The organism is Erythrobacter sp., from assembly GCF_011765465.1.
Taxonomy (GTDB): domain Bacteria; phylum Pseudomonadota; class Alphaproteobacteria; order Sphingomonadales; family Sphingomonadaceae; genus Erythrobacter.
On the sequence record NZ_CP050265.1, the window covers coordinates 321,300 to 346,549 of the forward strand.

General features: G+C 67.1%; 36 protein-coding genes. 17 read left to right on the forward strand and 19 right to left on the reverse strand.

The window, feature by feature from the left end:
* The 5 genes from G9473_RS01415 to leuC form a co-directional block, all read right to left on the reverse strand.
* Complete coding sequence (locus tag G9473_RS01415) at positions 1–321, reverse strand: DUF1476 domain-containing protein (protein WP_291135259.1); 321 nt, start codon at positions 319–321, stop codon at positions 1–3.
* A gap of 91 nt (positions 322–412) precedes the next feature.
* A complete protein-coding gene (locus tag G9473_RS01420) occupies positions 413–1,408 on the reverse strand; it encodes an NADPH:quinone oxidoreductase family protein (protein ID WP_291135261.1) in 996 nt (331 codons plus the stop codon).
* A gap of 23 nt (positions 1,409–1,431) precedes the next feature.
* Complete coding sequence (gene leuD, locus G9473_RS01425) at positions 1,432–2,031, reverse strand: 3-isopropylmalate dehydratase small subunit (RefSeq protein WP_291135263.1); 600 nt, start codon at positions 2,029–2,031, stop codon at positions 1,432–1,434.
* A gap of 43 nt (positions 2,032–2,074) precedes the next feature.
* Complete coding sequence (locus G9473_RS01430) at positions 2,075–2,296, reverse strand: isopropylmalate isomerase (RefSeq protein ID WP_291135265.1); 222 nt, start codon at positions 2,294–2,296, stop codon at positions 2,075–2,077.
* A 69-nt stretch (positions 2,297–2,365) separates the two neighbouring features.
* Entirely contained in the window at positions 2,366–3,796 is a 1,431-nt protein-coding gene (leuC, locus tag G9473_RS01435; RefSeq protein WP_291135266.1) for a 3-isopropylmalate dehydratase large subunit, read from the reverse strand.
* A gap of 122 nt (positions 3,797–3,918) precedes the next feature.
* Between leuC and G9473_RS01440 the strand changes: the two genes are divergently transcribed.
* From G9473_RS01440 to G9473_RS01460, 5 genes are all read left to right on the forward strand, one after another.
* Positions 3,919–4,332, forward strand: a complete 414-nt coding sequence (locus G9473_RS01440) for a thioesterase family protein (protein ID WP_291135268.1) — start codon at positions 3,919–3,921, stop codon at positions 4,330–4,332.
* A 110-nt stretch (positions 4,333–4,442) separates the two neighbouring features.
* Entirely contained in the window at positions 4,443–5,207 is a 765-nt protein-coding gene (locus tag G9473_RS01445; protein ID WP_291135270.1) for a fatty acid desaturase, read from the forward strand.
* Positions 5,204–5,719, forward strand: coding sequence for a sterol desaturase family protein (locus G9473_RS01450; protein ID WP_291135272.1), 516 nt, complete (start codon positions 5,204–5,206; stop codon positions 5,717–5,719). Before G9473_RS01445 ends, G9473_RS01450 begins: the two co-directional genes overlap by 4 nt.
* A gap of 103 nt (positions 5,720–5,822) precedes the next feature.
* A complete protein-coding gene (locus tag G9473_RS01455) occupies positions 5,823–6,320 on the forward strand; it encodes a hypothetical protein (protein ID WP_291135274.1) in 498 nt (165 codons plus the stop codon).
* A gap of 28 nt (positions 6,321–6,348) precedes the next feature.
* Positions 6,349–7,311: a right-handed parallel beta-helix repeat-containing protein gene (locus G9473_RS01460; protein WP_291135276.1), complete on the forward strand. Its 963-nt coding sequence runs from the start codon at positions 6,349–6,351 to the stop codon at positions 7,309–7,311.
* A 23-nt stretch (positions 7,312–7,334) separates the two neighbouring features.
* Here G9473_RS01460 and G9473_RS01465 read toward each other — a convergent pair whose 3' ends face one another.
* The 12 genes from G9473_RS01465 to G9473_RS01520 form a co-directional block, all read right to left on the reverse strand.
* Positions 7,335–7,682 (reverse strand): YbaN family protein, encoded by a 348-nt coding sequence (locus G9473_RS01465; protein WP_291135278.1) that lies wholly within the window; start codon positions 7,680–7,682, stop codon positions 7,335–7,337.
* A 4-nt stretch (positions 7,683–7,686) separates the two neighbouring features.
* Positions 7,687–8,100, reverse strand: a complete 414-nt coding sequence (locus G9473_RS01470; protein ID WP_291135280.1) for a SufE family protein — start codon at positions 8,098–8,100, stop codon at positions 7,687–7,689.
* Positions 8,101–8,208: 108 nt separating this feature from the next.
* Positions 8,209–8,475 carry a hypothetical protein gene (locus G9473_RS01475; protein ID WP_291135281.1) on the reverse strand — a complete coding sequence of 89 codons (267 nt, stop codon included), beginning with the start codon at positions 8,473–8,475 and terminating at the stop codon, positions 8,209–8,211.
* Positions 8,472–8,843 (reverse strand): hypothetical protein, encoded by a 372-nt coding sequence (locus tag G9473_RS01480; RefSeq protein WP_291135283.1) that lies wholly within the window; start codon positions 8,841–8,843, stop codon positions 8,472–8,474. Before G9473_RS01480 ends, G9473_RS01475 begins: the two co-directional genes overlap by 4 nt.
* Entirely contained in the window at positions 8,840–9,178 is a 339-nt protein-coding gene (locus tag G9473_RS01485; RefSeq protein ID WP_291135284.1) for a hypothetical protein, read from the reverse strand. The genes G9473_RS01480 and G9473_RS01485 overlap by 4 nt, the downstream gene beginning before the upstream one ends.
* On the reverse strand, positions 9,178–9,513 hold the full coding sequence (locus G9473_RS01490) for a hypothetical protein (protein WP_291135285.1): 336 nt from the start codon (positions 9,511–9,513) through the stop codon (positions 9,178–9,180). The genes G9473_RS01485 and G9473_RS01490 overlap by 1 nt, the downstream gene beginning before the upstream one ends.
* Positions 9,513–9,854 carry a hypothetical protein gene (locus G9473_RS01495; RefSeq protein ID WP_291135287.1) on the reverse strand — a complete coding sequence of 114 codons (342 nt, stop codon included), beginning with the start codon at positions 9,852–9,854 and terminating at the stop codon, positions 9,513–9,515. Before G9473_RS01495 ends, G9473_RS01490 begins: the two co-directional genes overlap by 1 nt.
* Positions 9,854–10,180 carry a hypothetical protein gene (locus G9473_RS01500; RefSeq protein ID WP_291135289.1) on the reverse strand — a complete coding sequence of 109 codons (327 nt, stop codon included), beginning with the start codon at positions 10,178–10,180 and terminating at the stop codon, positions 9,854–9,856. The genes G9473_RS01495 and G9473_RS01500 overlap by 1 nt, the downstream gene beginning before the upstream one ends.
* A 30-nt stretch (positions 10,181–10,210) precedes the next feature.
* Positions 10,211–10,585: an envelope stress response membrane protein PspC gene (gene pspC, locus G9473_RS01505; RefSeq protein ID WP_291135291.1), complete on the reverse strand. Its 375-nt coding sequence runs from the start codon at positions 10,583–10,585 to the stop codon at positions 10,211–10,213.
* On the reverse strand, positions 10,582–10,893 hold the full coding sequence (pspB, locus tag G9473_RS01510) for an envelope stress response membrane protein PspB (protein WP_291135293.1): 312 nt from the start codon (positions 10,891–10,893) through the stop codon (positions 10,582–10,584). Before pspB ends, pspC begins: the two co-directional genes overlap by 4 nt.
* A 3-nt stretch (positions 10,894–10,896) precedes the next feature.
* Positions 10,897–11,919, reverse strand: a complete 1,023-nt coding sequence (gene pspA, locus G9473_RS01515) for a phage shock protein PspA (protein WP_291135295.1) — start codon at positions 11,917–11,919, stop codon at positions 10,897–10,899.
* A gap of 2 nt (positions 11,920–11,921) precedes the next feature.
* Complete coding sequence (locus tag G9473_RS01520; protein ID WP_291135297.1) at positions 11,922–12,104, reverse strand: hypothetical protein; 183 nt, start codon at positions 12,102–12,104, stop codon at positions 11,922–11,924.
* Positions 12,105–12,292: 188 nt separating this feature from the next.
* Between G9473_RS01520 and pspF the strand changes: the two genes are divergently transcribed.
* From pspF to rbfA, 10 genes are all read left to right on the forward strand, one after another.
* The gene (pspF, locus tag G9473_RS01525; RefSeq protein WP_291135299.1) at positions 12,293–13,342 is read left to right on the forward strand and encodes a phage shock protein operon transcriptional activator; all 1,050 of its coding nucleotides are present in this window, start codon (positions 12,293–12,295) and stop codon (positions 13,340–13,342) included.
* Between the two features lie 86 nt (positions 13,343–13,428).
* Positions 13,429–13,752, forward strand: a complete 324-nt coding sequence (locus G9473_RS01530) for a hypothetical protein (RefSeq protein WP_291135301.1) — start codon at positions 13,429–13,431, stop codon at positions 13,750–13,752.
* Positions 13,753–14,166: 414 nt separating this feature from the next.
* The gene (locus G9473_RS01535; protein WP_291135302.1) at positions 14,167–14,592 is read left to right on the forward strand and encodes a PilZ domain-containing protein; all 426 of its coding nucleotides are present in this window, start codon (positions 14,167–14,169) and stop codon (positions 14,590–14,592) included.
* Between the two features lie 161 nt (positions 14,593–14,753).
* Positions 14,754–15,074, forward strand: coding sequence for a hypothetical protein (locus G9473_RS01540; RefSeq protein WP_291135304.1), 321 nt, complete (start codon positions 14,754–14,756; stop codon positions 15,072–15,074).
* Positions 15,075–15,258: 184 nt separating this feature from the next.
* Complete coding sequence (gene rimP / locus G9473_RS01545) at positions 15,259–15,828, forward strand: ribosome maturation protein RimP (protein ID WP_291135306.1); 570 nt, start codon at positions 15,259–15,261, stop codon at positions 15,826–15,828.
* Positions 15,828–17,492, forward strand: a complete 1,665-nt coding sequence (gene nusA / locus G9473_RS01550) for a transcription termination factor NusA (protein ID WP_291135308.1) — start codon at positions 15,828–15,830, stop codon at positions 17,490–17,492. Before rimP ends, nusA begins: the two co-directional genes overlap by 1 nt.
* Complete coding sequence (locus G9473_RS01555; protein WP_291135310.1) at positions 17,473–18,264, forward strand: DUF448 domain-containing protein; 792 nt, start codon at positions 17,473–17,475, stop codon at positions 18,262–18,264. Before nusA ends, G9473_RS01555 begins: the two co-directional genes overlap by 20 nt.
* Positions 18,265–18,273: 9 nt before the next feature.
* Positions 18,274–20,829 (forward strand): translation initiation factor IF-2, encoded by a 2,556-nt coding sequence (gene infB / locus G9473_RS01560; RefSeq protein WP_291135312.1) that lies wholly within the window; start codon positions 18,274–18,276, stop codon positions 20,827–20,829.
* A 17-nt stretch (positions 20,830–20,846) separates the two neighbouring features.
* Positions 20,847–21,284, forward strand: a complete 438-nt coding sequence (locus G9473_RS01565) for a PaaI family thioesterase (protein ID WP_291135314.1) — start codon at positions 20,847–20,849, stop codon at positions 21,282–21,284.
* Complete coding sequence (gene rbfA, locus G9473_RS01570; RefSeq protein ID WP_291135316.1) at positions 21,284–21,691, forward strand: 30S ribosome-binding factor RbfA; 408 nt, start codon at positions 21,284–21,286, stop codon at positions 21,689–21,691. Before G9473_RS01565 ends, rbfA begins: the two co-directional genes overlap by 1 nt.
* A gap of 3 nt (positions 21,692–21,694) precedes the next feature.
* On the opposite strand, the gene G9473_RS01575 is transcribed toward rbfA, so the two are convergent.
* Entirely contained in the window at positions 21,695–22,282 is a 588-nt protein-coding gene (locus G9473_RS01575) for a YceI family protein (protein ID WP_291135318.1), read from the reverse strand.
* 129 nt (positions 22,283–22,411) lie between these two features.
* Between G9473_RS01575 and G9473_RS01580 the strand changes: the two genes are divergently transcribed.
* Positions 22,412–23,011, forward strand: a complete 600-nt coding sequence (locus G9473_RS01580; protein ID WP_291135320.1) for a thymidine kinase — start codon at positions 22,412–22,414, stop codon at positions 23,009–23,011.
* 40 nt (positions 23,012–23,051) lie between these two features.
* Positions 23,052–23,729 carry a site-2 protease family protein gene (locus G9473_RS01585; RefSeq protein WP_291135322.1) on the forward strand — a complete coding sequence of 226 codons (678 nt, stop codon included), beginning with the start codon at positions 23,052–23,054 and terminating at the stop codon, positions 23,727–23,729.
* Here G9473_RS01585 and glpD read toward each other — a convergent pair.
* Positions 23,726–25,222, reverse strand: coding sequence for a glycerol-3-phosphate dehydrogenase (gene glpD / locus G9473_RS01590; RefSeq protein ID WP_291135324.1), 1,497 nt, complete (start codon positions 25,220–25,222; stop codon positions 23,726–23,728). The two genes, G9473_RS01585 and glpD, sit on opposite strands and share 4 nt — an antisense overlap.
* Positions 25,223–25,250: the final 28 nt, after the last annotated feature.

The following is a 25,250-nucleotide window of genomic DNA, read 5'->3' on the forward strand; positions in this document are numbered from 1 at the left end:
TTACTGTCCGGTGATCTGGCGGCGCGCCTCGATCGCCATTTCCTCGAGCTTGGCGCGGATTTCCGCCTCGGTGACGTTGGTCTCGGCAGCGGTGAGGTCGCCCAGCAGCTTGCGGATCACGTCCTCGTCGCCCGCTTCCTCGAAATCGGCCTGCACGACGGCCTTTTTATAAGCGTCTGTTTCCTCTTCGGTGAGGTTCATCACGCCCGCCGCCCATTCGCCGAGCAACCGGTTGCGGCGCGCGGCGACCTTGAAGGCGGTTTCCTGGTCGAGCGCGAACTTGGCTTCCTCGGCGCGTTCGCGGTCCTTGAAATCGGTCATTAATGGGTTCCTTCCCGTCAAACTGTCCCCGCGAGGGATAGAGCCCGCCGCCGCGCGCGACAAGCGGGCAATCGCGGCGGCGGGGCGCCTGTCACATGGTGACGACGAGCTTGCCCACGGCCTCGCGGTTCTCCAGCTTGGCGATCGCTTCGCCTGCGCGTTCGAGCGGGAAGGTTTCGGAGACGAGCGGATCGATCCTGCCCGCCTTCAGCATGGCGAAGAGTTCCTCGACCTGCTCGCGGAACTTGACCGGCTCGCGCGCGGTAAAGGCGCCCCAGAACACGCCGCAGATGTCGCAGCTTTTGAGCAGGGTGAGATTGAGCGGCATCTTCGCGATCCCCGCCGGGAAGCCGACCACGAGGAAGCGGCCCTCCCACGCGATCGCGCGCAGGGCGGGTTCGGAATATTGCCCGCCGACGATGTCGTAGACGATGTTCGCGCCTTCGGGTCCGCAGGCTTCCTTGAATTTCTGGCTGAGTTCCTTCGATGCCGCCTTGTCCATCTCGCCCTTGGGATAGATCACGACCGCATCCGCGCCGGCCTTTTTGGCGACCTCGCCCTTCTCCTCGGAGGAAACGGCGGCGACCACGCGGGCGCCGAAAGCCTTGGCGAGTTCGACCGCCGAAAGCCCCACGCCTCCGGCAGCGCCCAGCACCAGCACGGTGTCGCCTTCCTTGATGTGGCCGCGGTCCTTGAGCCCGTGGATCGTGGTGCCATAGGTCATCAGCAGCGAGGCGGCCTTTTCGGGCGCGACGCCTTCGGGGACGGGGAACATCCGCCCCGCCGGGACCACGACCTTTTCGGCAAGGCCGCCGTTGCCGATGCCCGCCATGACCATGTCGCCGACCTTGTAGCCTTCGACGCCTTCGCCGATCGCCTCGATGGTCCCGGCGATCTCGCCGCCTGGCGAATAGGGGCGTTCCGGCTTGAACTGGTAGAGGTCGCGGATCATCAGCGTGTCGGGATAATTGATCGCGCACGCCTTCACCGCGACCAGCACTTCGCCCTTGCCGGGGGTGGGCGCGTCGATCTCGTCGAGCGTCAGGGTTTCGGGTCCGCCGACCTCGTGGGTGCGGATGGCTTTCATCGGTTCTCTCTCCCGTTTGCGTGTCAGGTGTTCGTCCCGCGCGCGAGCCAGCCATGCTGGCGAGCGCGCGCTCTCTCATAGGCGGCAATCGCCTCGCTCGATTCGAGCGTCAGCGCGACCTCGTCGAGCCCGCCCATCAGGCAGTGCTTGCGAAACGGGTCGATCTCGAAAGTGAAGCGGTCCTGGAAGGGCGTGGTGACGGTCTGGTGTTCGAGGTCGACGTGGATCGCCTCGCCTTCGCGCGCGACTTCCATCAGCCGGTCGACGGCCTCCTGCGGGAGGACGACGGGCAGGATCCCGTTCTTGACCGCATTGCCCGAGAAGATGTCGGAATAGCTCGGCGCGATGACGACGCGGATGCCTAAGTCGAGCAGCGCCCAGGCGGCGTGTTCGCGGCTCGACCCGCATCCGAAATTGTCGCCCGCGATAAGGATCGGTGCGCCCGCATAGGCGGGATCGTCGAAGATGTTGCCGGGCTCCGCGCGGATCGCCTCGAACGCCCCTTCGCCAAGGCCGTCGCGGGTGATCGTCTTGAGCCATTTCGCCGGGATGATCACGTCGGTGTCGACATTCTTCGCGCCGAAGGGGATCGCGCGCCCCTCTATGCGGACAAGTTTCTCCATGGCGTTCCTCGCGCTTGTCGGCCCTTCGATGGGGCGGGGGGACTCAGTCGGTTTCGGGCTTCTCGCCGGAAGGCACTGTGTCCTTCATGCCCGAGGCGGTGGGCTCGACGCCGGACTTCTTCGAAAAGCGCCGCCCGGCATAGAGCAGCGCCGCCGCGATTGCCGCGGAGCCGATGGCGGCCGCGCCGATGGTTGCCGCTCCCATGCCCGATTTTTCGCCGGACTTCTTCGAGTCCTTTTTCTCGTCTTTCGGTGTCTTGGTCATGGCTCGTCTCATGCTCCCGCCACGGGCCGCTTGCAAGGGGCTTGCGACGACCCTGCCGCGACCTTGCGGTCAGGTGTAATCGCGCACGTCGGCGAGGTGCCCCGCGACCGCCGCCGCCGCCGCCATGGCGGGCGAGAGCAGGTGCGTACGCGCGCCCGGGCCTTGCCGTCCGACGAAATTGCGATTTGACGTCGAGGCGCAGCGTTCGCCCGCGGGAACCTTGTCGGGGTTCATGCCGAGGCAGGCCGAACAGCCCGGCTCGCGCCATTCGAAACCGGCCTCGGTGAAGATGCGGTCGAGCCCTTCCTCCTCGGCCTGTTTCTTGACCAGGCCCGAACCCGGCACGACGATCGCCCAGCGCACGTTGTCGGCCTTGCGCCGCCCTTCGAGCACTTTCGCAGCGGCGCGCAGGTCCTCGATCCGGCTGTTGGTGCACGAGCCGATGAAGACGTTCTCGATCGGGATCTGCGTCATCGGCGTGCCGGGTTCTATCCCCATGTAATCGAGGCTGCGCTTTGCCGCTTCGCGCTTGGACGGATCGGCGAAGCTGTCGGGCGAGGGCACGCTGCCGGTGATCGCGATCACGTCCTCGGGGCTCGTGCCCCAGGTGACCGAAGGCGCGATGTCGGCGGCGTCGATGACCACCGACTTGTCGAAGACCGCGCCCTCGTCGCTTTTGAGCGTGCGCCAATAGGCCAGCGCTTCGTCCCAATCGGAGCCCTTCGGCGCCATGGGGCGGCCCTTGAGATAGTCGAACACCACGTCGTCCGGCGCGATCAGGCCCGCGCGCGCGCCCGCCTCGATGCTCATGTTGCACACCGTCAGGCGCTGCTCGACGCTCATGCGCTCGAACACGTCGCCGCGATATTCGATCACGTGGCCCGTGCCTCCGGCGGCGCCGATGGTCCCGATGATGTGGAGCACCACGTCCTTGGCCGTCACGCCGGGGGCGAGTTCGCCTTCGACGCGCACTTCCATCGATTTCGAGCGTTTGAGCTGGAGCGTCTGCGTCGCCAGCACGTGCTCGACCTCGCTGGTCCCGATGCCGAAGGCGAGGGCCCCCAGGCCGCCGTGGCTCGAAGTGTGCGAATCCCCGCACACGATGGTCGCGCCGGGCAGCGAAAAGCCCTGCTCGGGGCCCACGACATGGACGATGCCCTGTTCCGCATCCGCATCGCCGATGTAGCGGATGCCGAATTCGGGCGCGTTCCTCTCCAGCGCTTCCAGCTGGGCCGCGCTCTGCGGGTCGGCGATGGGCACGCGCGCGCCCGCCGCGTCGCGCCGCGCGGTGGTCGGCAGGTTGTGATCGGGTACGGCCAGCGTCAGTTCGGGCCGGCGCACCGGGCGGCCCGCCTTGCGCAGCGCCTCGAATGCCTGCGGGCTCGTCACCTCGTGGACGAGATGGCGGTCGATGTAGAGGATGTCGGTCCCGTCCTCGCGGCTTTCGACGAGATGGGCGTCCCAGATCTTGTCGTAGAGCGTGCGCGGTGTTGTCGTCATGTTATCATTCCTGCCCGAATGCAGGCGCGCTTAGCGGCGAAGCGCCGGATCGTGCAAGAGACGGGTTGATGGCGATCAAGTTTGTCATGGAAACGCAGCCTTTCTTGCGCTAACTTACAGCCATGTCAGCACGGCCTCATTCCCATCCGATCACGGTAGAGCCCGAAGACATCGACTTCATGGGCCATGTAAACAATGCACGCTACCTGAACTGGGTTCAGGACGCAGTGCTCGCCCATTGGAGAAAACTCGCTCCCGAAGAGGACGTCGCCAGCAAGGCTTGGGTCGCGCTCAAGCACGAGATCACCTATCGCAAGCCCGCCTTCCTGGACGACGACGTGATCGCCAAGACCGTGCTCGAGAGCTACAACGGCGCGCGTGCTTTCTACCACACGGTGATCCACCGCGGCGAGGACGTGCTCGCAGAGGTCAAGTCGAGCTGGTGCTGCATCGACGCCGAAACGCTGCGCCCAGCCCGGATCGGGGAGCACCTGCGCGAATTCTTCTTTCACGAAGGCGACCGCGAGATGTCTTGACGTCTCCCGGTATCGCATTTGCGCGCAACAGGCTTTCGTCAGCTTGCAATTGCGCTGCGTGTGGCCACGGTATATCGCAACCCGATGCCGCTGACGTCCGTATCTCGGCCATGACGACGCTCCGTTTCGCCCTGCCTTCGCGCGCGCTCCAGGGAGCCATCGGCCTCGCGCTCGCCCTTGCGATCGCCGGGTCGTGGCTCGGCATTCACGCCTATGCGATGTATGTGTTTGAATTGACGTGGGCGAACTGGCCGCTCGCGCTTGCCATGGCGGCGGCGCAGTGCTGGCTTTCGGTCGGCGTGTTCATCGTCTGCCACGATGCGATGCACGGCAGCCTCGTGCCCGGCAGACCTCGCGCCAACGCTGCGATCGGGGCGGTGCTGCTGTTCCTCTATGCCGGTTTCGCGTGGAAGAAGATGCGCGATGCCCATTTCACCCATCACAAGCTTTCGGGCCGCGCGGGCGATCCCGATTTCGACGAGGCGCACCCGTCGAGCTTCGCGCATTGGTACTGGACCTTCTTCAAGCGCTATTTCGGCTGGCAGAGCCTCGTCTACGTCCACACGGTCGTGGGCATTTACTGGTTCGTGCTCGAGATTCCCTTCGTCCAGATCTTCGTGCTCTACGGAGCGCCGGCCCTGCTGTCCTCGCTCCAGCTGTTCTATTTCGGCACCTTCCGCCCGCATTATCATACGCAAAACAAGCCCTTCGCCGATCGCCACAATACCCGCAGCGACGATTTCGGGACGCTTGCCTCTCTGGCCACGTGCTTCCACTTCGGCTATCACCTCGAGCATCACCGCAGGCCCGATGTGCCGTGGTGGGCCCTGCCGGGCGCGCGCCGGGCAGGTGTGGGAGAAGGAGCGATTTCATGAGCTGGCTCGAAGCGGGCCTCACCGTCCTTGCCGCCCTGGTCGGCATGGAACTGTTCGCGTGGTACGCGCACAAGTACATCATGCACGGCTGGGGCTGGGGCTGGCACCGCGACCATCACGAGCCGCATGACAACGTGCTCGAAAAGAACGACCTGTTCGCGGTCGTCTTCGGCACGATCAACGCGGCCATGTATATCTACGGCGCGCTCTACTGGGACGCGCTGTGGTGGTTCGCGGTCGGCATCACGCTTTACGGTGTGATCTACACGCTGGTCCATGACGGGCTGGTCCACCAGCGCTATTTCAAGTGGGTACCGAAGAAAGGCTATGCCAAGCGGCTGGTGCAGGCGCACAAGCTCCACCATGCCACCATCGGCAAGGAGGGCGGGGTGAGCTTCGGCTTCGTCTTCGCGCGCGACCCGCAAGTGCTCAAGGCCGAACTGAAACGCCAGAAGGAAGCCGGAATCGCCAAGGTCCGAGAGAGCGCGGCGCCAGATCGCGGGGCGGCCTGACGCGATGCCGGCCCCGGCGCGAAGCTTCCGAAGGCTCGCCGGGCCCGTCCTTCTCCTCGCCCTGATTGCCATCGCCCTTGCCGGTGCGGCCGCGTTTCGCATCGTGACGCGGCCCGTTTTCCAGCTCTCCGATTATCCGCAGGTTGCCTGCGGCGTTCCCGGCGAGGGATCCGGACGCGTATTCCACGTCGATCCCGTGCGCGGGAGCGCCGATGGCGATGGCAGCCGCGAGCGACCCTGGCGCGACCTGCAGGGGCTCGTCGACCGCGGCCTCGTGGGGGAGCGCCGGCGCCACCTGTCCTCCGGCGAACGACTGCTCGCTGCCGTCCTCCATCGCCCCGAGCGCGTGACGAGCAGCCCGCGCGAGGCCGCCGTCGTGCGCGGCGGCGACGTGATCCGGCTTGCGGAAGGGGACTACGGCGCTCTCGACCTGTCGTATCTCGCCAATAGCCGCTTCGTCACGATCGAGGCCGCTCCGGGCGCGATCGCGCGCTTCGCCAGCCTCAGGGCCAGCGGCGCGTCGCATTTCATCCTGCGCCGGATCGAGATCGCCGGGGACGCGCTCGCCGAGGGCTCCGGCCATCTCCGTCTCCGCCTATGAGCCGACAGCGCTTCGGTCCGACAACCTCGTGTTCGACGGCGTCGACATATCCTGGAGCACCCCCGCCTTTTCGACCGACCCGGCGACCTTTGCCGACAGGGCGCCGAACGGGGTCCTGCTCAACGGGGACTGCCTCGCGTTCCGCAACGGCACCCTGCACGACGTGGCCTCCGCGATCAGCGTCTATTTTTCGCGCGATGTGATCGTGGAAGACAACGAGGTCAGCCGCTTCTCGGTCGACGGGATCCAGTTTTCGGGCAGGGGTATCGCGATCCGGCGCAACCTCGTCCGCGATCCCCTCGGCACGCCGGATCCCCTCCATCCCGACTGTATGCAGGGCCAGCCGCCGCGGGACGAGGTGTTCGGTCCGGTCACCATCGAGGGCAATACCTGCCTCGCCCGCACCGGGGACACCGCATCGCTCCCGGCGGCGTGGGACGGCGCGGCCGCCTTCGGCTGGCAGGGTATCAACATCTTCGACGGGCGCTGGAAGGGCGTCGACGTGCGGTGCAACCTCGTCCTTCCGAGCGCGCAGCACGGCATCGCGCTCTACGGCGTGGACGATGCGCATATCGCCTACAACACGGTTCTCGCCCGGCCGAGAGACAAATTCGCATGGATCGCCGCGATGCGCTCGAAGGATGGGCGCCCGCCGCGTCGCCTCGTGATCGCGGGGAACCGGGCGAGCGCTTTCCTCAATGCCGTGCATGGTGGTCCGGCGGGGCCGGAGGCGATGATCGATTTCCTCGGCGCCAACCGCGAGGACCCGGCGCTTATGGAACAGCTGTCCCGCCCCGTCTCCGGCGTCAGGCTGGAAGGCAATGTCTGGCTGTTTGATACGGATATCGCGCAAGGTGCGTTGCGCGATCCGCGGTTCGGGATCGAAAGGGTCGATCTTTCGCGGCTTACGCAGCGCGCGCTGGCGGGCGGGGCGCGGTCGCTTCTGCCCGCCGCCTGCGCGCGCGATCGGAGTCGGCAGCCGGGCGCATGACGCAGGCGAGCGGGCGGCTCGCCCTATTCGTTGCGGGTGGCGATCCAGCCGCCGATCAGCACCAGCGCGCCAACTGAAAACCACACCCAGGGAAAGCCGATCGTCGCCCAGGTGAAAGCGACGCCCGCGACCAGCGTGGCGATGGCTCCGACCTTCGCCCGGCGCGAGATCGCGCGGCGCTCGCGCCAGTCGGCGATCTGCGGGCCCCAGGTGGGATGGTCGAGGATGCGCTTTTCCCACGCCGGGTTGCTGCGTGCGAAGCAGAACGCGGCGAGCAGCAGGAAAGGCACGGTCGGCAGCAGGGGCAGCACCGCGCCCACCGCGCCCAGTCCGGTCGCGACCAGCCCGCCTGCAAGCCAGAGCGGGCGCAAATGCTCAGCCCGCCGCGATCCGCGCGGCGTGCTCCTTGACCAGCGCGATCATGTTGGGGACGCCTTGCGTGCGGTTGCTCGACAGCTGGTTCTTGAGGTCGAACGGGGCGAGCGCGGCGGTCACGTCCATGCCTGCGACTTCATCGGCGGGCTTGTCCTGCACCGCGGAGATGACCAGCGCGACGATGCCCTTGGTGATCGCGGCGTTGCTGTCGGCGAGGAAATGGAGGCGGCCTGGCTCTTCGCTTTCGGTCGGATAGACCCACACGGCGGCCGAGCAGCCGCGCACCAGCGTCGCGTCGGTCTTGAGCGCGTCGGGCATGGGTTCGAGCTCGCGGCCGAGTTCGATCAGCAGGCCGTAGCGTTCGTCGCCTTCGAGGAATTCGTATTCTTCGAGGATATCGTCGAGTGATCGCATGGGGCGGATTTAGCCCGCTTCGCGCGCGTGTCCACCCCGGCCATCGCGGTCCCGCGCGGAAAGCGGAGGGAGCGGGCCTCGCTGCGCTCGGCCCGCCGGGGGCCGTTCTTACAGCTCGACCCCGCTCGCGATCGCTTCGAGCTTGCGGATGCGTTCGCGCAGGTCAGCAAGTTCGATCCGCGCCGTCCCGACGCGGCTGTCGGTGTCGGGGCCGTGCTCGGGGGTGTCGATCGAAAGGCGCGCGGCGCTGCGGACGCGCTCGAGTTCCTGGCGCTTGTAGTCGAGCCATTGCTGCCACGCGCGCAGCAGGGCGAAGGCGACCGTGGCGAGGCCGACGAGGCAGCTCGCGGCGATAACGATAACGGGATCCATCACCTGTCCGTGTCCTCCGTATTCCTGTCCGAGCGGTCCTCCCGCGCGGCGCGGGTCGCGATGTCGCCCCGCAGGCTTTCGATTTCCGCGGCGATGGCGCGGGCGCGCACGGCCTCGGAGCTGTTGTTGTTGGTCGCGATGCGTTCGAGCACCTGGATGCGTTCGCGCAGGTCCTCGAGCTCGCGGCTGTTGATGGCGTCGCGCCCGGCGGCGGTCGGGGCGGTGGGCGCGGCCTGCTGCGTCCCCGCCCCCGTGCCCATTCCGAGCCGGCGGCGCAGCGCCTCGTTCTCCTGGGAAAGCTGCTTGCCGAGATGGCGTTCGCGCAGCCACAGGATGAGGAAGATGACCGCGAAGATGCTGACCCAGCTCATCGTGCCGCTTCCCGCTTGTCGGCCCTGGGCGAAAGATCGATGCCGGGCAGCCGCGTATCCTCGACGCTGCGTTCGTCGCGCAGCCGCTCGATCTCCTCGGCGAGGGAGTGGCCGCGGTCGGTCACGATCCGCTCGAGCACCGCGATCCGCTGCTTCAGCCGGGCGATCTCGGCGCGCGCTTCGGCGTCCTCGGCCTTGCCCTGGGGCTGCGGCGGGAAGACGGGGTTGCCGTCCTCGTCGCGCGTGATGCCGAGTTCGCGGTCGTGCCGGCGCGTCCAGATGGTGACGACGCTGATCATCGCGGCGATGAGGACGGCGGCGGTCCAGAAATCCATCAGGCGGTCCCTTCGTCCTTGCGGTTCTCGAGCGCGCCTGCACGCAGCTTCTCGATCTCGCCCGAGAGGTGATAGCCGCTGTCGGTCACGATCCGCTCGACATTGGCGAGCCGGTCCTTGACCGAGCCGAGTTCGGCGCGCAGCTCGGCGTTCTCGCTGGTCAGCAGGGCGACGCGCTGCTTCGCCTCGTTGTCGGTGGTCGGCTTGAGCGTCTGGCCCCACGACCCTTCGAGCGGGTAGCCGTTCTTGACGCGCAGCCAGGTGGTGAAGACCCAGCCCGCCGTTCCGGCAAGGGCAATGGCAACGATCGCCTCGGTGGTCATTGCATCGAGCATCAGTGCGCCTCCTTCCTTGGCAGTTCGAGCGGAACGCCGGTGTCCTTGCGGGATTCGCGGAGCGCCTCGATTTCCTGCGAAAGCGAATAGCCGCGGTCGGTCACGATCTTTTCGAGCACGATCATGCGGTCCTGCATCGCGTCGAGCTTGTCGTGCAGGTCGCGGTTCTCCTCGCGCAGCCGCTTGGTCTCGGCGGTGTCCGACTTGGCGGACTTGCCGCCCCATTCGTCCTCGAGCTCGTAGCCGTGCTTGGCGCGAATCCAGTTGTTGATGACCCATGCGCCGTAGCTGACCGCCATCAGCGCGACGACGAAGCCGGGTCCTCCCTGCAGCCAGTCCATCACGCTTTCTCCCGGCTTTCAATGTCGAGCGGCACGCCGCTGCCCTTTTCCTCGCCGCCGCCGCTTTCGACGGTGCGCGTGTCGCGCAGGGCCTCGATCTGGGTCGCGACATCATAGCCGCGGTCGGTGACGATGCGTTCGAGCACCTGCACCCGGTCCTCGAGCCGCTGGACCTGGGCTGCATATTGCGCGGCCTTTTCGGCGGTCTGCGCGGCGGTGGTGCCGATCTGCATTTCGGCCACCCTCTCGCGGTGCTTGCTCCAGATCACCGAGATCGGGATCATGCATCCGAAGACGATGCCGAAGAGCGGTATCAGTTCACCCATAATTCAGTCCCCTCCTTGTCTCGGGCCGGATCAGCGCAGGCGCTCGATCTCGGCGGTGAGGCGCGGGTTGCTTTCCACGTAATGCGCCTCGACATTGGCGAGCCGGCGGTCGATGTCGCGGAACTGCGCGCGGATTTCGCGGGCGGTCCGGTGCGGGCTCTGCCGCACGCGCTGCCAGTATTTCTGCTCGCCCTCGTCGCGGTAGAGATGCGGCGGCTTCTTGTTGAGGATGAAGCCGGCGACGAAATAGGCGAGGATCGGCCAGCCCAGCGTGATCGACATGACCACCAGGCCGAGCCGCCACCAGACCGCGTCGATGCCCGTGTAGTCGGCAAGACCGGAGCACACGCCCATCAGCTTGGCATTGTGCTTGTCGCGATAAAGCTTGGTGCGGGGGCTGTTCACTGGTTGGCTCCTTTCTTCTCGGCCATCATCCGGTCGAGTTCGCGCAGCTTGTGATTGTCGGTTTCCTGGTCGGCCATCAGGCGCTTGACCGGCGTGAAGCTGGGATCGTCCGAGGCGACGAGGCGCTCGACCGTGTCCATGCGTTCATCGAGCCTTTTCGCGAGGCTGTAGAGCTCCTCCAGCAGCACCTCGTCGTCCGAGGTGATGGTCGCGGCGGTCTTCCACTTGGTCACGTAGTGCAGGATGATCCACGGAAGTCCCACGAACAGGGTTCCCATGACGATGAGGGGAACGAGGATGTCATCCATGGCTTACTGGTCCTTTCCGGAAGCGCTTTTGCCGAGCGCTTTCTTCATCTGTTCGAGTTCGTCATCGACCGCATCATCGCCCGCGAGCGCGCTGATCTCGTCGGCGAGCGAGGGCTTGCCGTTTTCCGCGATATTGAGCGCATCGGCGCGGCCTTCGGCGTAATCGACCCGGCGTTCGAGCTGGTCGAACCGGGCGAGCGCCTCGTCGGTGCGTTCGGTGCTCATCAGCGTGCGCAGCTTGACGCGGTTCTCCGCGCTTTCGAGGCGGGCTGCGATCGCGCTCTGGCGGCTGCGCGCCTCGCGCAGGCGGTGCTGGAGCTTCTGGATGTCGTCCTCATAGGCGCGCAGGGCGTCGTCGAGCACGGCGATCTCGGCCTTGAGCTGGTCGGCGGTGTCGGCCGCCTTCTTCTTCTCGACGAGCGCGGCGCGGGCGAGGTCCTCGCGGTCCTTCGACAGGGCGAGCTGCGCCTTGTCGGCCCAGTCGGCCTGGAGCTTGTCGAGCTTGACGACGTGGCGGTGCATTTCCTTCTGGTCGGCGATGGTGCGCGCGGCCGATGCGCGGACCTCGACCAGCGTCTCCTCCATTTCGAGGATGATCATGCGGATCATCTTCGCCGGGTCGTCGGCATTGTCGAGCAGGTCGTTGAAATTGGCCGCGATGATGTCGCGGGTGCGGCTGAAAATGCCCATGAAGGCTACTCCATCTAGGAACGAATTGCTGCTGGACCGGGTGCGGGTGGCCTCGCCGTCGCCGTCGCTGCCGCCGCCCCGGCTGCGGCGCGGGTTCTGCGTCGGGGTGGGGCTCGTGCGCAAGGCTTCGATTTCGGCGTCGAGCCGCGAGAGCTTGCCGCCGGAAGCGCGCGGCTTGCGGACCGGAGCGAGATCGCCGTCCGCATCCTCGCCACTCGCGCGGGAAGCGGGCATCCCGGCGGCGGGGTTGGCGGCGGGGTCGGCGGCGCGGGCGGCGGGATCATCCCGCTCCGATCCGAAAGGTTTCTTGTCGTCGCGCTCGGTCATGGCGTTCACGCTCAGGCGATCTCGACGAAGGCGTGAGCGGTCGAGGCGGCGACGTTCGCGGCGCTGGCTTCGCCGACCTGCGTGGTCAGGACGACCATCGCGGTCATCGCGAAGGTGCTGGCGATCGCGGCCTGGCCGAGCTTCGTGCCGAAGAAACCGGCGCCGGGCATCGGGTTGAACAGGCTCTTGAACATTGGTCGGGTCCTCCCTTTTCGCGGCCCCGAGCGGCCCTGTGCCGCCCGGTTCGCGTGGTATGCCTGAGTATATGCAACCACCGTGCCAAACCGCAAAAGGCGCGTATTTCTGGGGGTTTGCGCCGCCCCGTCCGATCATATGTTGGTTTCTGTTGCCAAGCATTGGGAAATTTCACTATATTTCGGTCATGGAGCGCGAAAACCAGTTCATCGGCCAGTCCGGCGCCTTCCTCGACGCGGTCGAGCGCGCCAGCCGCGCCGCCGCGCTTTCCCGTCCCGTCCTCGTCATCGGCGAGCGCGGGACCGGCAAGGAACTCATCGCCGAACGCCTCCACCGCCTCTCGACCCGCTGGGACGAGCCGCTGGTGACGATGAACTGCGCGGCGCTGCCCGAAACCCTGATCGAAGCCGAGCTGTTCGGCCACGAGGCGGGCGCCTTCACCGGTGCTACCAAAGCGCGCGCGGGAAGGTTCGAGGAAGCCGACAAGGGGACGCTATTTCTCGACGAACTGGGCACATTGTCGATGGGCGCGCAGGAACGCCTGCTGAGAGCGGTCGAATACGGCGAGGTCACGCGCATCGGCGCCTCGCGCCCCGTGCGGGTCGATGTCCGCATCGTCGCCGCCACGAACGACGACCTGCCCGCGCTCGCCGAGGCGGGGGAATTCCGCGCGGACCTGCTCGACCGCTTGTCCTTCGAGGTCATCACCCTGCCGCCGCTGCGCGTGCGCGAGGGCGATATCGGCGTGCTTGCCGAATATTTCGGGCGGCGCATGGCGGCCGAGCTCGAATGGCTCGGCTGGCCCGGCTTCGCGCCGCACGTCATGGACCAGCTCGAGGAATACGCCTGGCCGGGCAATGTGCGCGAATTGAGGAACGTGGTCGAGCGCGCGGTCTACCGCTGGGACGACCCTTCGATGCCGGTCGCGCACGTCCAGTTCGATCCCTTCGACAGCCCGTGGAAGCCGCGCACACCCTCGCACCGCAACACGGGCGCGCCTGCGCCTTCCCCGAACACTCCGAAGGCGGGCGATTTCGCCTCTGCCGCCCCCTGCTTCGACGAGATCGAGGACCTGCGCGCCGCCGTCGATGCGCACGAACGCGCGATCGTCGAACACGCTCTGGGAAAGCATCGCTGGAACCAGCGCCAGACCGCCCGCGCGCTGAACCTCACCTATGACCAGCTGCGCCACTGCATCAAGAAGCATGGGCTGATGGAGGAACAGGCCGCCGATTGAGCGGCAGGCGCGGCGGCGCGGGGGTCAACCTTCTCCTAAGGTTTGGGCGCTAGGCCGGGCGAGACTGCATTCGCCGGGGAGTTTCGATGCGCCTGCTTTCGGAGATGATCGACCAGCTTTCGACCACCGTGCGCCTCGTCATGGGGCTCGTTACCCTGTGCGCGCTCGGTTTCGGGGCGATGATGACCTTCGGCGCGGGCTGGGCCGCCCCGCAGGTGGCCGAGAAATTCGCCGAGCGCGCCGAGAAGGTCGGCAACAAGGCGATCGAGGCGCGGCTCGAGGCCGAGCGCGCCCGCGCGTTGGCGAAGGATGGCTGGGGCTATGATGCCGGCACGGGCGGCGGGCCTGCGGCGGGGTACGAGAGTGCGCCCAAGGACGGCGAAGAGGAGTTCGGCGGCTGGGCCGAATAGGCTTGCGCCTGCGAGCGTTCATGGTTCCTTCCTGCGCGCAGCATATCGCGGGAAGTCCATGTGAACGTTCACCTTTTGCAAGCTGCGTCATGGCATTGTAATCAGGTCTGCAGGAGGGACCGCAGCGGCCCGCTGGGATCGGCGCCTCGGCGCGTTCACCGCGCGCCTTCCTTACGACACCGGCCCTGGATGGCTGCGGCAACGGGTGGGCGAGCGATGGCGGACCCGGACAAGACAGGCGCAGGCGGCGAAGCACGCCGTATCGGACCCGCGCCGGACGCTGCGGGCGTGCGGCGTTCGATCGATGCGGCCTGGGACCGCGACTTCGCGAAAACCCCTCCTGGCAGCCCGGGGGCGGGAGCAAAATCGGGCGCGGCAGGTCTAGGCCCCGGGGCCAACAGCGGGAGCGGTCCGGTGGACAAGCCCGGCGGCAGGGCCGACGCCGCGACGAACGAGGGCTCTACGGCGATCCCCAATACAGGGCGACGATCTGCCCCGCGTCTGAGGGTCAGCCTGCCCGCGCGGCTCATCTCGATCGAGGGCAACCAGCCCTGCGTCCTGATGAACCTGTCGCGCAGCGGCGCGCAGGTCGCGGTGCTCGAGGCGATACGCGTAGGCGAGGGAGCAGTGCTGCGCTGCGGCTCGCTCGAGGTTTTCGGCGACGTGATCCGCAGCGATTTCGGGCTCAACGCGATCCGCTTCGAGGAGGAAATCAGCGACGCCCAGGTGCTCGACATCCGGCATTATTACGAGACGTTCGAGGACCGCGAGCGGCGTTCGCTGATCGACACGGCGCGCAAATGGGTGACCGGCGACAGCGACGACGACCGCCCGATCTGAGCCCGCGGCGGGCTACGCGAATAATCCTGGCCCCGGCGAGTAATTTCTTAACCGACTACGGTCATTGGGGCGGCATGGTTGATACCCCGCCCCGCTCTCCGCGTGCTTCCTCCCCACCATCCATCACGGGCAGGCGCGCGGCGGCGCGGCTGCGGCTCGGCGTGGATGCGCAACTGGTCACGCTTGCCGGGGCCGAGCGCTGCGAACTCGTCGACCTGTCGCTGAGCGGTGCGAGGGTCGCGCTCGGGCGGGAGCCCGACGGCCTGCTCGGCGAGGGCGAGGGCGCTGTGCTGAAGGTCGCCGGGCTCGAGGCGTTCGGCGAGATCGTGCGCTGCGGTTCGCATGGCCTCGCCTTCGCCTTCGACGAACCGCTGGCAAGCGAAGATGTGCTGGCGATGCGCGCCCATGCCGAACGGATCGCGCGCGAACCGGATCGCACTCTACGCCGACAGGCGCGCGACTGGGTGACAGGCGGGCGCTAGGGCATTCGCCCGGACGCCGCAGGCCGCACGCGCCTTTGCTCTTGCCAAATCGCGTTGGCGCGACTACCTCACGCATATCCCGACATTGTCGAGACTCTGAAGGGCTGGCGCCTCCGGGGGCCGGCACTTAACCCGTTTTGTCATCCCGCGGCGCTATTTTCGCCCGCGAACCGAAGGAAACCGATTGGCCGACATCGACCGCCTGACCGCGATCATCGAGCCCGAGGCGAAAGCGCTCGGCTTCGATCTCGTGCGCGTGAAGATGATGCCGTCGGAAGCCGGTGACGGCGGGCAGGCGCTCCAGATCATGGCCGAAGACCCTGCGACGGGCCAGCTGGTGATCGACCAGTGCGCGGCGCTTTCGCGGCGCGTTTCGGACGCGATCGACGCAGCGGAAGAGGCGGGCGAGGTGCTCGTCGAAGGGGCCTATCACCTCGAGGTCTCGAGCCCCGGCATCGACCGTCCGCTCACCCGGACGAAGGATTTTTCCGACTGGGCCGGGCACGAGGCGAAGATCGTCATGGCGAAGGGCTATGACGGGCAGCGCAGTTACAAGGGCGAACTCGTCGGCATCGAAGGCGAAGAAGTGCTCCTCAAGGACGCGAAGGCGGGCGATGTCCGCCTGCCGCGCGAACAGATCCATTCCGCCAAGCTCGTCCTCACCGACGCGCTGATCGCGGCGACGCGCCCGCTCGATGCGAGCGGGGCGGACGAACTCATCGAAGACCTCACAGAAGAAAAGGCAGACGACTGATGGCCAGTGCCATTTCCGCGAACAAGGCCGAACTGCTCGCGATCGCGAACTCGGTCGCCTCGGAGAAGATGATCGACAAGTCGATCGTGATCGAGGCGATGGAAGAAGCGATCCAGAAGAGCGCGCGCAACCGCTATGGCGCGGAGAACGACATCCGCGCCAAGCTCGATCCCCAGACCGGCGACCTCACCTTGTGGCGCGTCGTCGAAGTGGTCGAGGAGGTCGAGGACTATTTCAAGCAGGTCGATCTCAAGCAGGCCCAGAAGCTCAAGGAAGACGCCCAGATCGGCGACTTCATCGTCGACCCGCTGCCGCCGGTCGACCTTGGCCGCATCGACGCGCAGAGCGCCAAGCAGGTGATCTTCCAGAAGGTCCGCGATGCCGAGCGAGAGCGCCAGTACGAGGAATTCAAGGACCGCGCGGGCGAGATCATCACCGGCGTCATCAAGTCGGTCGAATTCGGCCACGTGATCGTCAATCTCGGCCGGGCCGAGGGCGTCATCCGCCGCGACCAGCAGATCCCGCGCGAGGCCGCCCGCGTGGGCGAGCGCGTGCGCGCGCTCATCACCAAGGTCGAACGCAACAACCGCGGGCCGCAGATCTTCCTCTCCCGCGCCGCGCCCGATTTCATGCGCAAGCTGTTCGCGCAGGAAGTGCCCGAAATCTACGACGGCATCATCGAGATCAAGGCCGCCGCGCGCGATCCCGGCAGCCGCGCCAAGATCGGCGTCATCAGCTACGATTCGAGCATCGACCCCGTCGGCGCCTGCGTCGGCATGAAGGGCAGCCGCGTGCAGGCGGTGGTGCAGGAACTCCAGGGCGAGAAGATCGACATCATCCCCTGGTCCGAAGATACCGCGACCTTCGTCGTCAACGCGCTTCAGCCCGCCACGGTCAGCCGCGTCGTTCTCGACGAGGAAGAGGGCCGGATCGAGGTCGTCGTGCCCGATGACCAGCTTTCGCTCGCGATCGGTCGCCGCGGCCAGAACGTGCGGCTCGCCAGCCAGCTCACCGGCCACCAGATCGACATCATGACCGAGGAAGAGGCCAGCGAGAAGCGGTCGAAGGAATTCGCCGAACGCTCCAAGATGTTCGAGGAGGAGCTCGACGTCGACGAAACGCTCTCGCAGCTGCTCGTCGCCGAAGGCTTCGCCGAACTGGAAGAGGTCGCTTATGTCGAACTCGCAGAACTCGCCGCGATCGAGGGCTTCGACGAGGAACTCGCCGAGGAACTCCAGAGCCGCGCGATCGAGGCGCTGGAACGGCAGGAAGCCGCCTATCGCGAACAGCGCCGCGAACTCGGCGTCGAGGACGATCTTGCCGAAATCCCGCACCTGACCGAAGCCATGCTGGTCACGCTGGGCAAGGCGGGGATCAAGACGCTCGACGATCTCGCCGACCTCGCCACCGACGAGCTGATCGCCAAGAAGCGCGAGGCTCCGCGCCGCCGCAACAATGCCGACGGCCCGCCGATGCGCCGTCCGCAGCGCGAACAGGACAAGGGCGGGGTGCTCGGCGAATACGGTCTGACCGAAGAGCAGGGCAACGAGATCATCATGGCCGCCCGCGCGCATTGGTTCGAGGATGAGGAAGAAGCGCCCGCCGCCGAGAGCGGCGAAGCGCCCGACACCCAGGAGGCCGCCCATGCGGACTCCGACCAATGAGCGCCTGACGCCGGACATCGACGAAGCCGATACTCCCGCCACTTCCGGGAGCGAGCGGCGCTGCATCCTCTCGGGAAAGAGCTTCCCGCGCGATGATCTCGTGCGGCTGGCGATTTCGCCGCCCGATGCGGACGGCGTGTGCCACGTCCTGCCCGACCCCGGTGCCAAGGCGCCGGGGCGGGGGGCGTGGGTCGCGCCGGACCGCGCGGCGCTTGAAAGCGCGCTTGCCGAGGGCCATTTGAAAAAGGCGCTGCTGCGCGCGTTCAAGGGGGCGAGGCTCGCCATAGCGGACGACCTCGCCGACCGGGTGGAAGCCGCGCTGCGCCGCAGCCTTGCCGAGAGGCTGGGGCTGGAATTGCGCGCCGGACACATAGTGCTCGGCTCCTCGCGGATCGAGGAGCAGGCGCGCAGCGGGCGGATCGAGCTCCTGCTCCACGCCGCCGACAGCAGCGAGGACGGGCGCAAGCGGCTCGACCAGGCATGGCGCGTCGGGACCGAGGCGGAAGGCTCGGGGCTACGCGGCGAGGTCTTGCCACTGGACCGCGCGGCGCTCTCTGTGGCATTGGGCCGCGACAATGTCGTCCACCTGGGGGTTTCCTACCCCCGCCGACAGGAGGCAGGCGGATCCTCGCCGGCCTCGCGGGTCGCCCATGCGGCCGCCCGCCTTTCGAACTACATGGGCCTCTCCCCGGACCGGCAGGGTCCGCGCGCAGATGCCGCCGATACAGCGGGCGCACCGGGCGTCGGCAGTGATGAATACGTGAAGGAATGACGAGCCGTAATGAGCGACGATAACGAAAAACGCACCCGCAAGCCGTTGGGCCTCAAGCGCGCGGTGGACGCTGGCGAGGTCAAGCAGACCTTCAGCCACGGCCGCACGAACAAGGTCGCGGTCGAGGTGAAGCGCCGCCGCAAGCTCGTGAAACCGGGCGAGGCCGCGGCGACGCCCGAGCCGGCTCCGGCCCCCGCACCCGCTCCTGCACCCGCCCCGGCTCCGGCCCCGGCGGCGAAGAAGCCTGCGCCCAAACCGGCTCCGTCGAAAGCGCCTCCCGGCGAAACCCCGCAGGAGCGCGTCAAGCGGCTCCAGCGCGAGGCCGAGGAAGAGCGCCTGCGCCTCGCCGAAGAGGCGCGCAAGCGCGAGGAAGAGCAGGCCCGCAAGGCCGCCGAAGAGGAAAAGCGCCGCGCCGAGGAAAACCGCAAGGCGGAAGAAGAAGCCGAAAAGCGCGCCGCCGAAGAGGCGAAGAAGGCCGCCGAAGCGCCGGCGGAAGAGACGCCTTCGACCGAACCTGCCGAAGCCGAGGCTCCGGCCGCGAAGGGCGGCTCCATGCCCGCTGCGCGCAAGTTCACGCCGGTCGCCCGGCCCGAGCCCAAGCGCCCGGAAAAGAAGAAGAAGGAAGAAAAGCGCCCCGCTCCCGCCAGCGGCGGCGGCAAGGACAAGCGCCGTTCGGGCAAGCTCACCGTTACCCGCGCCCTCAACGAGGACGAAGGGCGCCGTGCGCGCAGTCTCGCCGCATTGAAGCGCGCACGCGAGAAGGAACGCCGGATGCAGGGCGGCGGCTCGTCCAAGCCGCGCGAGAAGCAGGTCCGCGACGTCGTCGTGCCCGAAGCGATCACGGTGCAGGAACTCGCCAACCGCATGGCCGAAAAGGGCGCCGACCTCGTCAAGGCGCTGTTCAACATGGGCATGATGGTGACGGTCAACCAGACCATCGACGCCGACACCGCGGAACTGCTGGTCGAGGAATTCGGCCACAACATCAAGCGCGTGTCCGAAGCCGACATCGACATCGTTCCGGCAGAGGACGACGATCCCGAAGAGACGCTGAAGCCGCGTCCGCCGGTCGTCACGATCATGGGCCATGTCGACCACGGCAAGACGAGCCTGCTCGACGCCCTGCGCGGCACCGACGTGACCAAGGGCGAGGCCGGCGGCATCACCCAGCACATCGGCAGCTACCAGGTCACGACCAAGAACAAGGACAAGATCACCTTTCTCGACACGCCCGGCCACGCCGCCTTCACCGAAATGCGCGCGCGCGGGGCGAACGTCACCGACATCGTCGTGCTGGTGGTGGCCGCCGACGACGGGATCATGCCGCAGACGATCGAGGCCATCAATCACACCAAGGCCGCGGGCGTTCCCATGATCGTCGCGATCAACAAGATGGACAAGGACGAGGCCGACGCGGACAAGATCCGCAACCGCCTGCTCGAACACGAGGTGATCGTCGAGAAGCTCTCGGGCGACGTGCAGGACGTCGAAGTCTCGGCCAAGACCGGCAAGGGGCTGGACAACCTGCTCGAGGCGATCGCGCTCCAGGCCGAACTGCTCGAACTCAAGGCCCGCCCCGACCGCGATGCCGAGGCGACCGTGATCGAAGCCCAGCTCGACAAGGGCCGCGGCCCCGTCGCGACCGTGCTGGTGACGCGCGGGACGCTCAAGCGCGGCGACACCTTCGTCGTCGGCACCGAAAGCGGGCGCGTGCGTGCGCTCGTCGATGACAGTGGCAAGCAGATCAAGGAAGCCGGGCCTTCGATGCCGGTCGAGGTGCTCGGCCTCGGCGGCGTGCCGTCGGCGGGCGACCAGCTCACCGTGGTGGAGAACGAACAGCGCGCCCGCGAAGTCGCCGAATATCGCCAGGAAAAGGCGACCGAAAAGCGCACCGCGCTCGCGCCGACCAATTTCGACACGATGTTCAACAAGCTGCAGGCCAATGTCATCGAATGGCCGGTGCTGGTGAAGGCCGACGTGCAAGGCTCGGTCGAGGCGATCGTCAACGCGCTCCACAACATCTCGAACGACGAGATCAAGGTGCGCGTGCTCCACGCAGGCGTCGGCGCGATCACCGAGACCGACGTGAGCCTCGCCGCCGCCTCGAACGCCCCGATCATCGGCTTCAACGTGCGCCCCAACGCCAAGGCGCGCGAGCTGGTGAAGCGCGATAACGTGCGGATGATGTATTACGACGTCATCTACCACCTCACCGAAGAGGTCGCGAAGGAAATGGCGGGCGAACTCGGTCCCGAACGAATCGAGACGGTCGTCGGCCGCGCCGAGGTCAAGCAGGTCTTCCCGGCGGGCAAGAAGGACAAGGCCGCGGGCCTCCTCGTCATCGACGGGGTCATCCGCCGCAACCTCTTCGCGCGTCTCACCCGCGACGACGTTATCGTCTCGGCGACCAAGATCGCCTCGCTGCGCCGGTTCAAGGACGACGTGGACGAGGTCCGCGCAGGGCTGGAGTGCGGCGTGGTGCTGGAGGACACGAACGACATCAAGCCGGGCGACAACCTCGAGGTGTTCGAAGTGACCGAGCGCGAGCGGACGCTCGAGTTCTGATCGCCGGAGAGGGCTGAATGGACACTGCCGGAGTTTTCCCCGAGGATCATCACACCTCGCCCCATTCCGCGTTGCTCGGCTCCGAGTTCGTGGGCTGGGACGAGGCGACGCAGACCGCCACCATGCGCTTTACCGTCCGCAAGGAAATGACAACCTGGCGCGGCGGGGTGCAGGGCGGGCTCGTCGCGGGCTACCTCGACGATGTCATGGGCTATGCCTATGTCGCCGCCACCGGGGGCGAGATGGCGCCGCTCAATCTCGACCTCACGATGAGCCTCATCCGCCTGATCCCCGAAGGCCCGCTGATCGGCAAGGGTCGCGTGGTGAAGGCCGGGCGCAAGGTCGTCTTCCTCGAGGCGGAATTGCTTTCGGAGGACGGCAAGCTCATGGCCCGCGCCACTTCGACCGCGATCCCCACGCCGCGCCCCTCGCCGGAATCGACGGGCATGGTGTGATGGCCCGCAAGCAGGAATACACCGCCGAACAGCATTCGGTCCGCGTGCTCAAGGTGGGCGAGCGGGTGCGGCATATCCTGTCAGAACTCCTCGCCCGGCGCGAGGTGCATGACGAGACGGTGAGCGCGGCGAATATCTCCGTGACCGAGGTCCGCATGACCCCGGACCTGCGCCATGCGACGGCTTACGTGAAACCGCTGCTGGGGCAGGCCGAGGACGAGGTGGTGACCGCGCTCAGGCAGAACACCGCCTTTCTCCAGCGCGAGGTGGCGAAGCGGCTCGGCCTCAAATTCGCGCCCAAGCTCAAGTTCCGCAAGGATGAAAGCTTCGCCGAAGCCGACCGGATCGAGGCGCTGCTGCGCGATCCGAAAGTCGCGCGCGACCTCGACGGGGACGAAGAGGAATAGCGCCTAGCGCGGCACCATCCGCGCGCGCAGTTCGATGTCGACTTCGTTGCCGACGATGATCTGGTAGCTCTTCATGCCATAGTCGCGCCGGTCGATCGTGGTCCTGCCGGTGAAGCTGATCGGCTTGCCCACCGCCTCGCCCGGCGGGCTGTCGAACGTGACCGCAAGCGTCTGCGGCCTGCTCACCCCGCGCGCGGTCAGGACGCCTTCGAGCGTGCCCTCGAGCGGGCTCGACATGGTCAGCGAGCGTCCCTTGAAGCGGATCACGGGATATTTTTCGACCCAGAAGAACTTTTCGCCCCTGAGGCGGCGCAGGGTCACGCGGTCGGGCGCCTCGATCGCTTCGGCATCGAAAGTCACGTCGATCACCGCGCGTTCGGGCGCATCGGGGACGATCGTGACGGCCCCTTCCATCCGGGGAAAGCGCGCGGTCTTGCTGGCGAGGCCGAAGAAGGGGACGCGGGCGGAAACGTCGCTCGCATTGGCATCGAGCCGGTAGGTGAGCGCGCCGGGGCCGGGCTGCTGCGCCCATGCGGCAAGCCCGGCGAACAGCGCGATGAGCGGCAGCAGCGCGAGGCGGATGGCTTTCATTGAGGTTGCGTCCCTTCACGATCCCAACCCATGATAGCGCAAAAGGTTTCGGCTGGGGAACGCTTTTGCCGCCGATCTGGCGCGGGTCGCGGGCCCGGGCTAGGGGGGAGGGGCTGATCGGAGGGCCCCTTGGCGAAGCTCTATTTCTACTATTCGAGCATGAATGCAGGGAAAAGCTCCTCGCTCCTGCAGGCCGATTTCAATTACCGCGAGCGCGGCATGAACACGATGCTGTGGACCGCCGCGATCGACACCCGCTCGCAAGGCATGGTGCAGAGCCGCATCGGGCTCGAGGCGGAGGCGCACCGGTTCGGGCACGACACCGACCTGTTCAATGCGATTTCGGTCGCGCACGAGAACGAGGACGCGAACGAATTCGGCTCGAAGGGATTGGACTGCGTGCTGGTGGACGAGGCCCAGTTCCTCACGCCCGCGCAGGTCTGGCAGCTGGCGCGGATCTGCGACGAGGTCGGCATTCCGGTGCTGTGCTATGGCCTGAGGACCGATTTCCAGGGCGAGCTCTTTCCCGGTTCCGCCGCGCTGCTCGGCATTGCGGACGCGCTCGTCGAGCTCAAGGCCGTGTGCCATTGCGGGCGCAAGGCGACGATGAACCTGCGCGTCGATGAAGCGGGCAATCCGATCCGCGAGGGCGAGCAGACCGCGATCGGCGGCAATGAAAGCTATGTCGCGCTGTGCCGGGCGCATTTTTCGCAAGAGCTCGCGCGCTAGGCGTATGGCGCGGGTGCGCCGCGCTTCCTATCTTTCACCCATGGACACCGTCACTCTCATCGCCCTGCTGATCCCCTGCCTCGTGGTCGCGATCGTCTTCCACGAAGTCGCGCACGGCTATGTGGCGAAGCTGCTCGGCGACACGACCGCGGCCGAGCGCGGGCGGCTCACGCTGAACCCCCTTCGCCACGTCGATCCGGTCGGCACGCTGCTCGTCCCCGGCGCGCTGCTGCTGGCAGGCGCGCCCGCGTTCGGCTGGGCGAAGCCCGTGCCGGTCAACCAATTCCGCCTGCGCAATCCGCGCTACGGCATGATGGCGGTGGCGATAGCGGGGCCGGCGAGCAATTTCGTCCTCGCGACGCTCGGCGCGATCCTGATCGGCGTGCTGAGCGCGGTGAACGGCGCGAACATTCTCGAAGGCCCCAGCGTGGTGGGGGCCGCGCTCTCCATGTTTCTGCTCATCAACATTTTCCTCGGGCTTTTCAACCTTTTGCCGATCCCGCCTTTCGACGGGTCGCATATCGTCGGCGGACTGCTGCCCGACCGGCTGCGCTTCCACTGGGCGCGGCTGCAGCGGGTGGGGATATTCCTGCTGATCGGCGTGATCGCCTATAGCTGGCTGTTCGGGACCGGCTGGCTTTTGGCGCTGCTGGGGCCGCCGCTGGACATCGCGTGGGGCTTCTTCGCCCATCTCGCCAAGGTCGTCTCCGGCCTCTAGGCCCGGCTGTCGAACCAGGCGGCGACGCGGGCCTGCGCTTCGGCATCGAGGTGCAGGTAGAGTTTCGAGCGGCGTTTCAGCACGTCCTCGGCGCTCCGCGCGAATTCCTGTGCAACGAGGTATTCCAGCTCCGCCGCGTAGAGGTCGCCGCCCATGTGCGCGCCGAGATCGTTCGTGCCCTCGGCATCGCCCAGAACCGCGTCGATCCGCGTGCCATAGGCCCGCGCGAGGCGGCGCACCGTGGCGGGTTCGAGGAAGGAATAGCGCACCTCCATCGCGCGCACGAAGACCTCGAAAGCGCCCGGATCGATGTCGCCACCGGGCAGCGGCTCGCTTGCGGTCCATTCGCGCCCGCCCACGCCGAGCTCGCCGAGCGCGTGTTCGGCGAGCTTGCGATAGGTCGTGATCTTGCCGCCGAAGATCGAGAGCAGGGCAGGGCCATCCCCGTCCTCGCCCCGGTCGAGTTCGAACTCGTAGTCGCGCGTGACAGTCGAATTGGCCTCCGAGCGGTCGTCGTAGAGCGGGCGCACGCCCGAATAGGAGGCGACCGCGTCTTCCGGCGACACGTCGCGGGCGAGATATTCGTTCGCCGCGGCGCAGATGTAGCGCGCCTCTTCGTCGCTGATCGCAATTGCGCCGGGGTCGCCCTCGAAACTCACGTCGGTGGTGCCGACGAGAGTGAAGTCGCGCTCATAGGGAATGGCGAAGACGATCCGTCCGTCGCGGTTCTGGAAAATGTAGCAATGCTCGCCCTCGAACAGCTTCGGGAAGATGAGGTGGCTGCCCTTGACCAGCCGCAGGTTCTGGTGGCGCTCGCCGGGCAGCGCGCGGCCGAGCACGGTGTCGACCCACGGCCCGGCGGCGTTAACGACGCGCGCGGCGGTGACGGTGCTTTCCTCTCCCTCATGGCGCAGGCGCGCGGTCCAGCGGTCCGCGCCGCGCTCCAGGCCGACGCATTCGGTGCGCGTGCGGATGTCGGCCCCGCGCTCGGCCGCATCCATGCAATTGAGCGCGACGAGGCGCGAATCCTCGACCCAGCAATCCGAATATTCGAACCCGCGCGTCAGCCGCTCTTCGAGGATCGCGCCGTGCGGGGGCGCGGTGAGGTCGACGCTCCTGGTCGGCGGGAGGAGCTTGCGCCCGCCGAGGTGGTCGTAGAGGAACAGGCCCAATCGCAGCATCCATTTCGGGCGCAGACCCTGGTCATGCGGCAGAACGAAGCGCAGCGGCCAGATGATGTGCGGTGCGATTGTCAGCAGCCGCTCGCGCTCGATCAGGCTCTCGCGCACGAGGCGGAATTCGTAGTGCTCGAGGTAGCGCAGACCGCCATGGACGAGCTTCGTCGAAGCGGAGGAGGTGTGGCTCGCAAGGTCGTCCTTCTCGACGAGGCAGACCGAAAGGCCGCGCCCGGCCGCGTCGCGCGCGATGCCGGCCCCGTTGATCCCGCCGCCGATGATGAGGAGGTCGAAATGGTCCGTGTCGGTCGAATCCATGGGCGCAAAGCTTGGCGGTTCGGGGCCG

Bases quoted from the DNA above. Each gene is read 5' to 3' on its own strand.
- pspB (WP_291135293.1), bottom strand. From the start codon at position 10,893: ATGGATGACATCCTCGTTCCCCTCATCGTCATGGGAACCCTGTTCGTG.
- G9473_RS01430 (WP_291135265.1), bottom strand. From the start codon at position 2,296: ATGACCAAGACACCGAAAGACGAGAAAAAGGACTCGAAGAAGTCCGGC.
- G9473_RS01490 (WP_291135285.1), bottom strand. From the start codon at position 9,513: ATGCTCGATGCAATGACCACCGAGGCGATCGTTGCCATTGCCCTTGCC.
- nusA (WP_291135308.1), top strand. From the start codon at position 15,828: ATGGCCAGTGCCATTTCCGCGAACAAGGCCGAACTGCTCGCGATCGCG.
- G9473_RS01470 (WP_291135280.1), bottom strand. From the start codon at position 8,100: ATGCGATCACTCGACGATATCCTCGAAGAATACGAATTCCTCGAAGGC.
- pspF (WP_291135299.1), top strand. From the start codon at position 12,293: ATGGAGCGCGAAAACCAGTTCATCGGCCAGTCCGGCGCCTTCCTCGAC.
- G9473_RS01555 (WP_291135310.1), top strand. From the start codon at position 17,473: ATGCGGACTCCGACCAATGAGCGCCTGACGCCGGACATCGACGAAGCC.
- G9473_RS01415 (WP_291135259.1), bottom strand. From the start codon at position 321: ATGACCGATTTCAAGGACCGCGAACGCGCCGAGGAAGCCAAGTTCGCG.
- rbfA (WP_291135316.1), top strand. From the start codon at position 21,284: ATGGCCCGCAAGCAGGAATACACCGCCGAACAGCATTCGGTCCGCGTG.
- G9473_RS01500 (WP_291135289.1), bottom strand. From the start codon at position 10,180: ATGGGTGAACTGATACCGCTCTTCGGCATCGTCTTCGGATGCATGATC.
- G9473_RS01445 (WP_291135270.1), top strand. From the start codon at position 4,443: ATGACGACGCTCCGTTTCGCCCTGCCTTCGCGCGCGCTCCAGGGAGCC.
- G9473_RS01420 (WP_291135261.1), bottom strand. From the start codon at position 1,408: ATGAAAGCCATCCGCACCCACGAGGTCGGCGGACCCGAAACCCTGACG.
- G9473_RS01440 (WP_291135268.1), top strand. From the start codon at position 3,919: ATGTCAGCACGGCCTCATTCCCATCCGATCACGGTAGAGCCCGAAGAC.
- G9473_RS01480 (WP_291135283.1), bottom strand. From the start codon at position 8,843: ATGAGCTGGGTCAGCATCTTCGCGGTCATCTTCCTCATCCTGTGGCTG.
- G9473_RS01450 (WP_291135272.1), top strand. From the start codon at position 5,204: ATGAGCTGGCTCGAAGCGGGCCTCACCGTCCTTGCCGCCCTGGTCGGC.
- G9473_RS01575 (WP_291135318.1), bottom strand. From the start codon at position 22,282: ATGAAAGCCATCCGCCTCGCGCTGCTGCCGCTCATCGCGCTGTTCGCC.
- G9473_RS01495 (WP_291135287.1), bottom strand. From the start codon at position 9,854: ATGGACTGGCTGCAGGGAGGACCCGGCTTCGTCGTCGCGCTGATGGCG.
- leuC (WP_291135266.1), bottom strand. From the start codon at position 3,796: ATGACGACAACACCGCGCACGCTCTACGACAAGATCTGGGACGCCCAT.
- G9473_RS01585 (WP_291135322.1), top strand. From the start codon at position 23,052: ATGGACACCGTCACTCTCATCGCCCTGCTGATCCCCTGCCTCGTGGTC.
- infB (WP_291135312.1), top strand. From the start codon at position 18,274: ATGAGCGACGATAACGAAAAACGCACCCGCAAGCCGTTGGGCCTCAAG.
- glpD (WP_291135324.1), bottom strand. From the start codon at position 25,222: ATGGATTCGACCGACACGGACCATTTCGACCTCCTCATCATCGGCGGC.
- G9473_RS01520 (WP_291135297.1), bottom strand. From the start codon at position 12,104: ATGTTCAAGAGCCTGTTCAACCCGATGCCCGGCGCCGGTTTCTTCGGC.
- G9473_RS01530 (WP_291135301.1), top strand. From the start codon at position 13,429: ATGCGCCTGCTTTCGGAGATGATCGACCAGCTTTCGACCACCGTGCGC.
- leuD (WP_291135263.1), bottom strand. From the start codon at position 2,031: ATGGAGAAACTTGTCCGCATAGAGGGGCGCGCGATCCCCTTCGGCGCG.
- G9473_RS01485 (WP_291135284.1), bottom strand. From the start codon at position 9,178: ATGGATTTCTGGACCGCCGCCGTCCTCATCGCCGCGATGATCAGCGTC.
- G9473_RS01565 (WP_291135314.1), top strand. From the start codon at position 20,847: ATGGACACTGCCGGAGTTTTCCCCGAGGATCATCACACCTCGCCCCAT.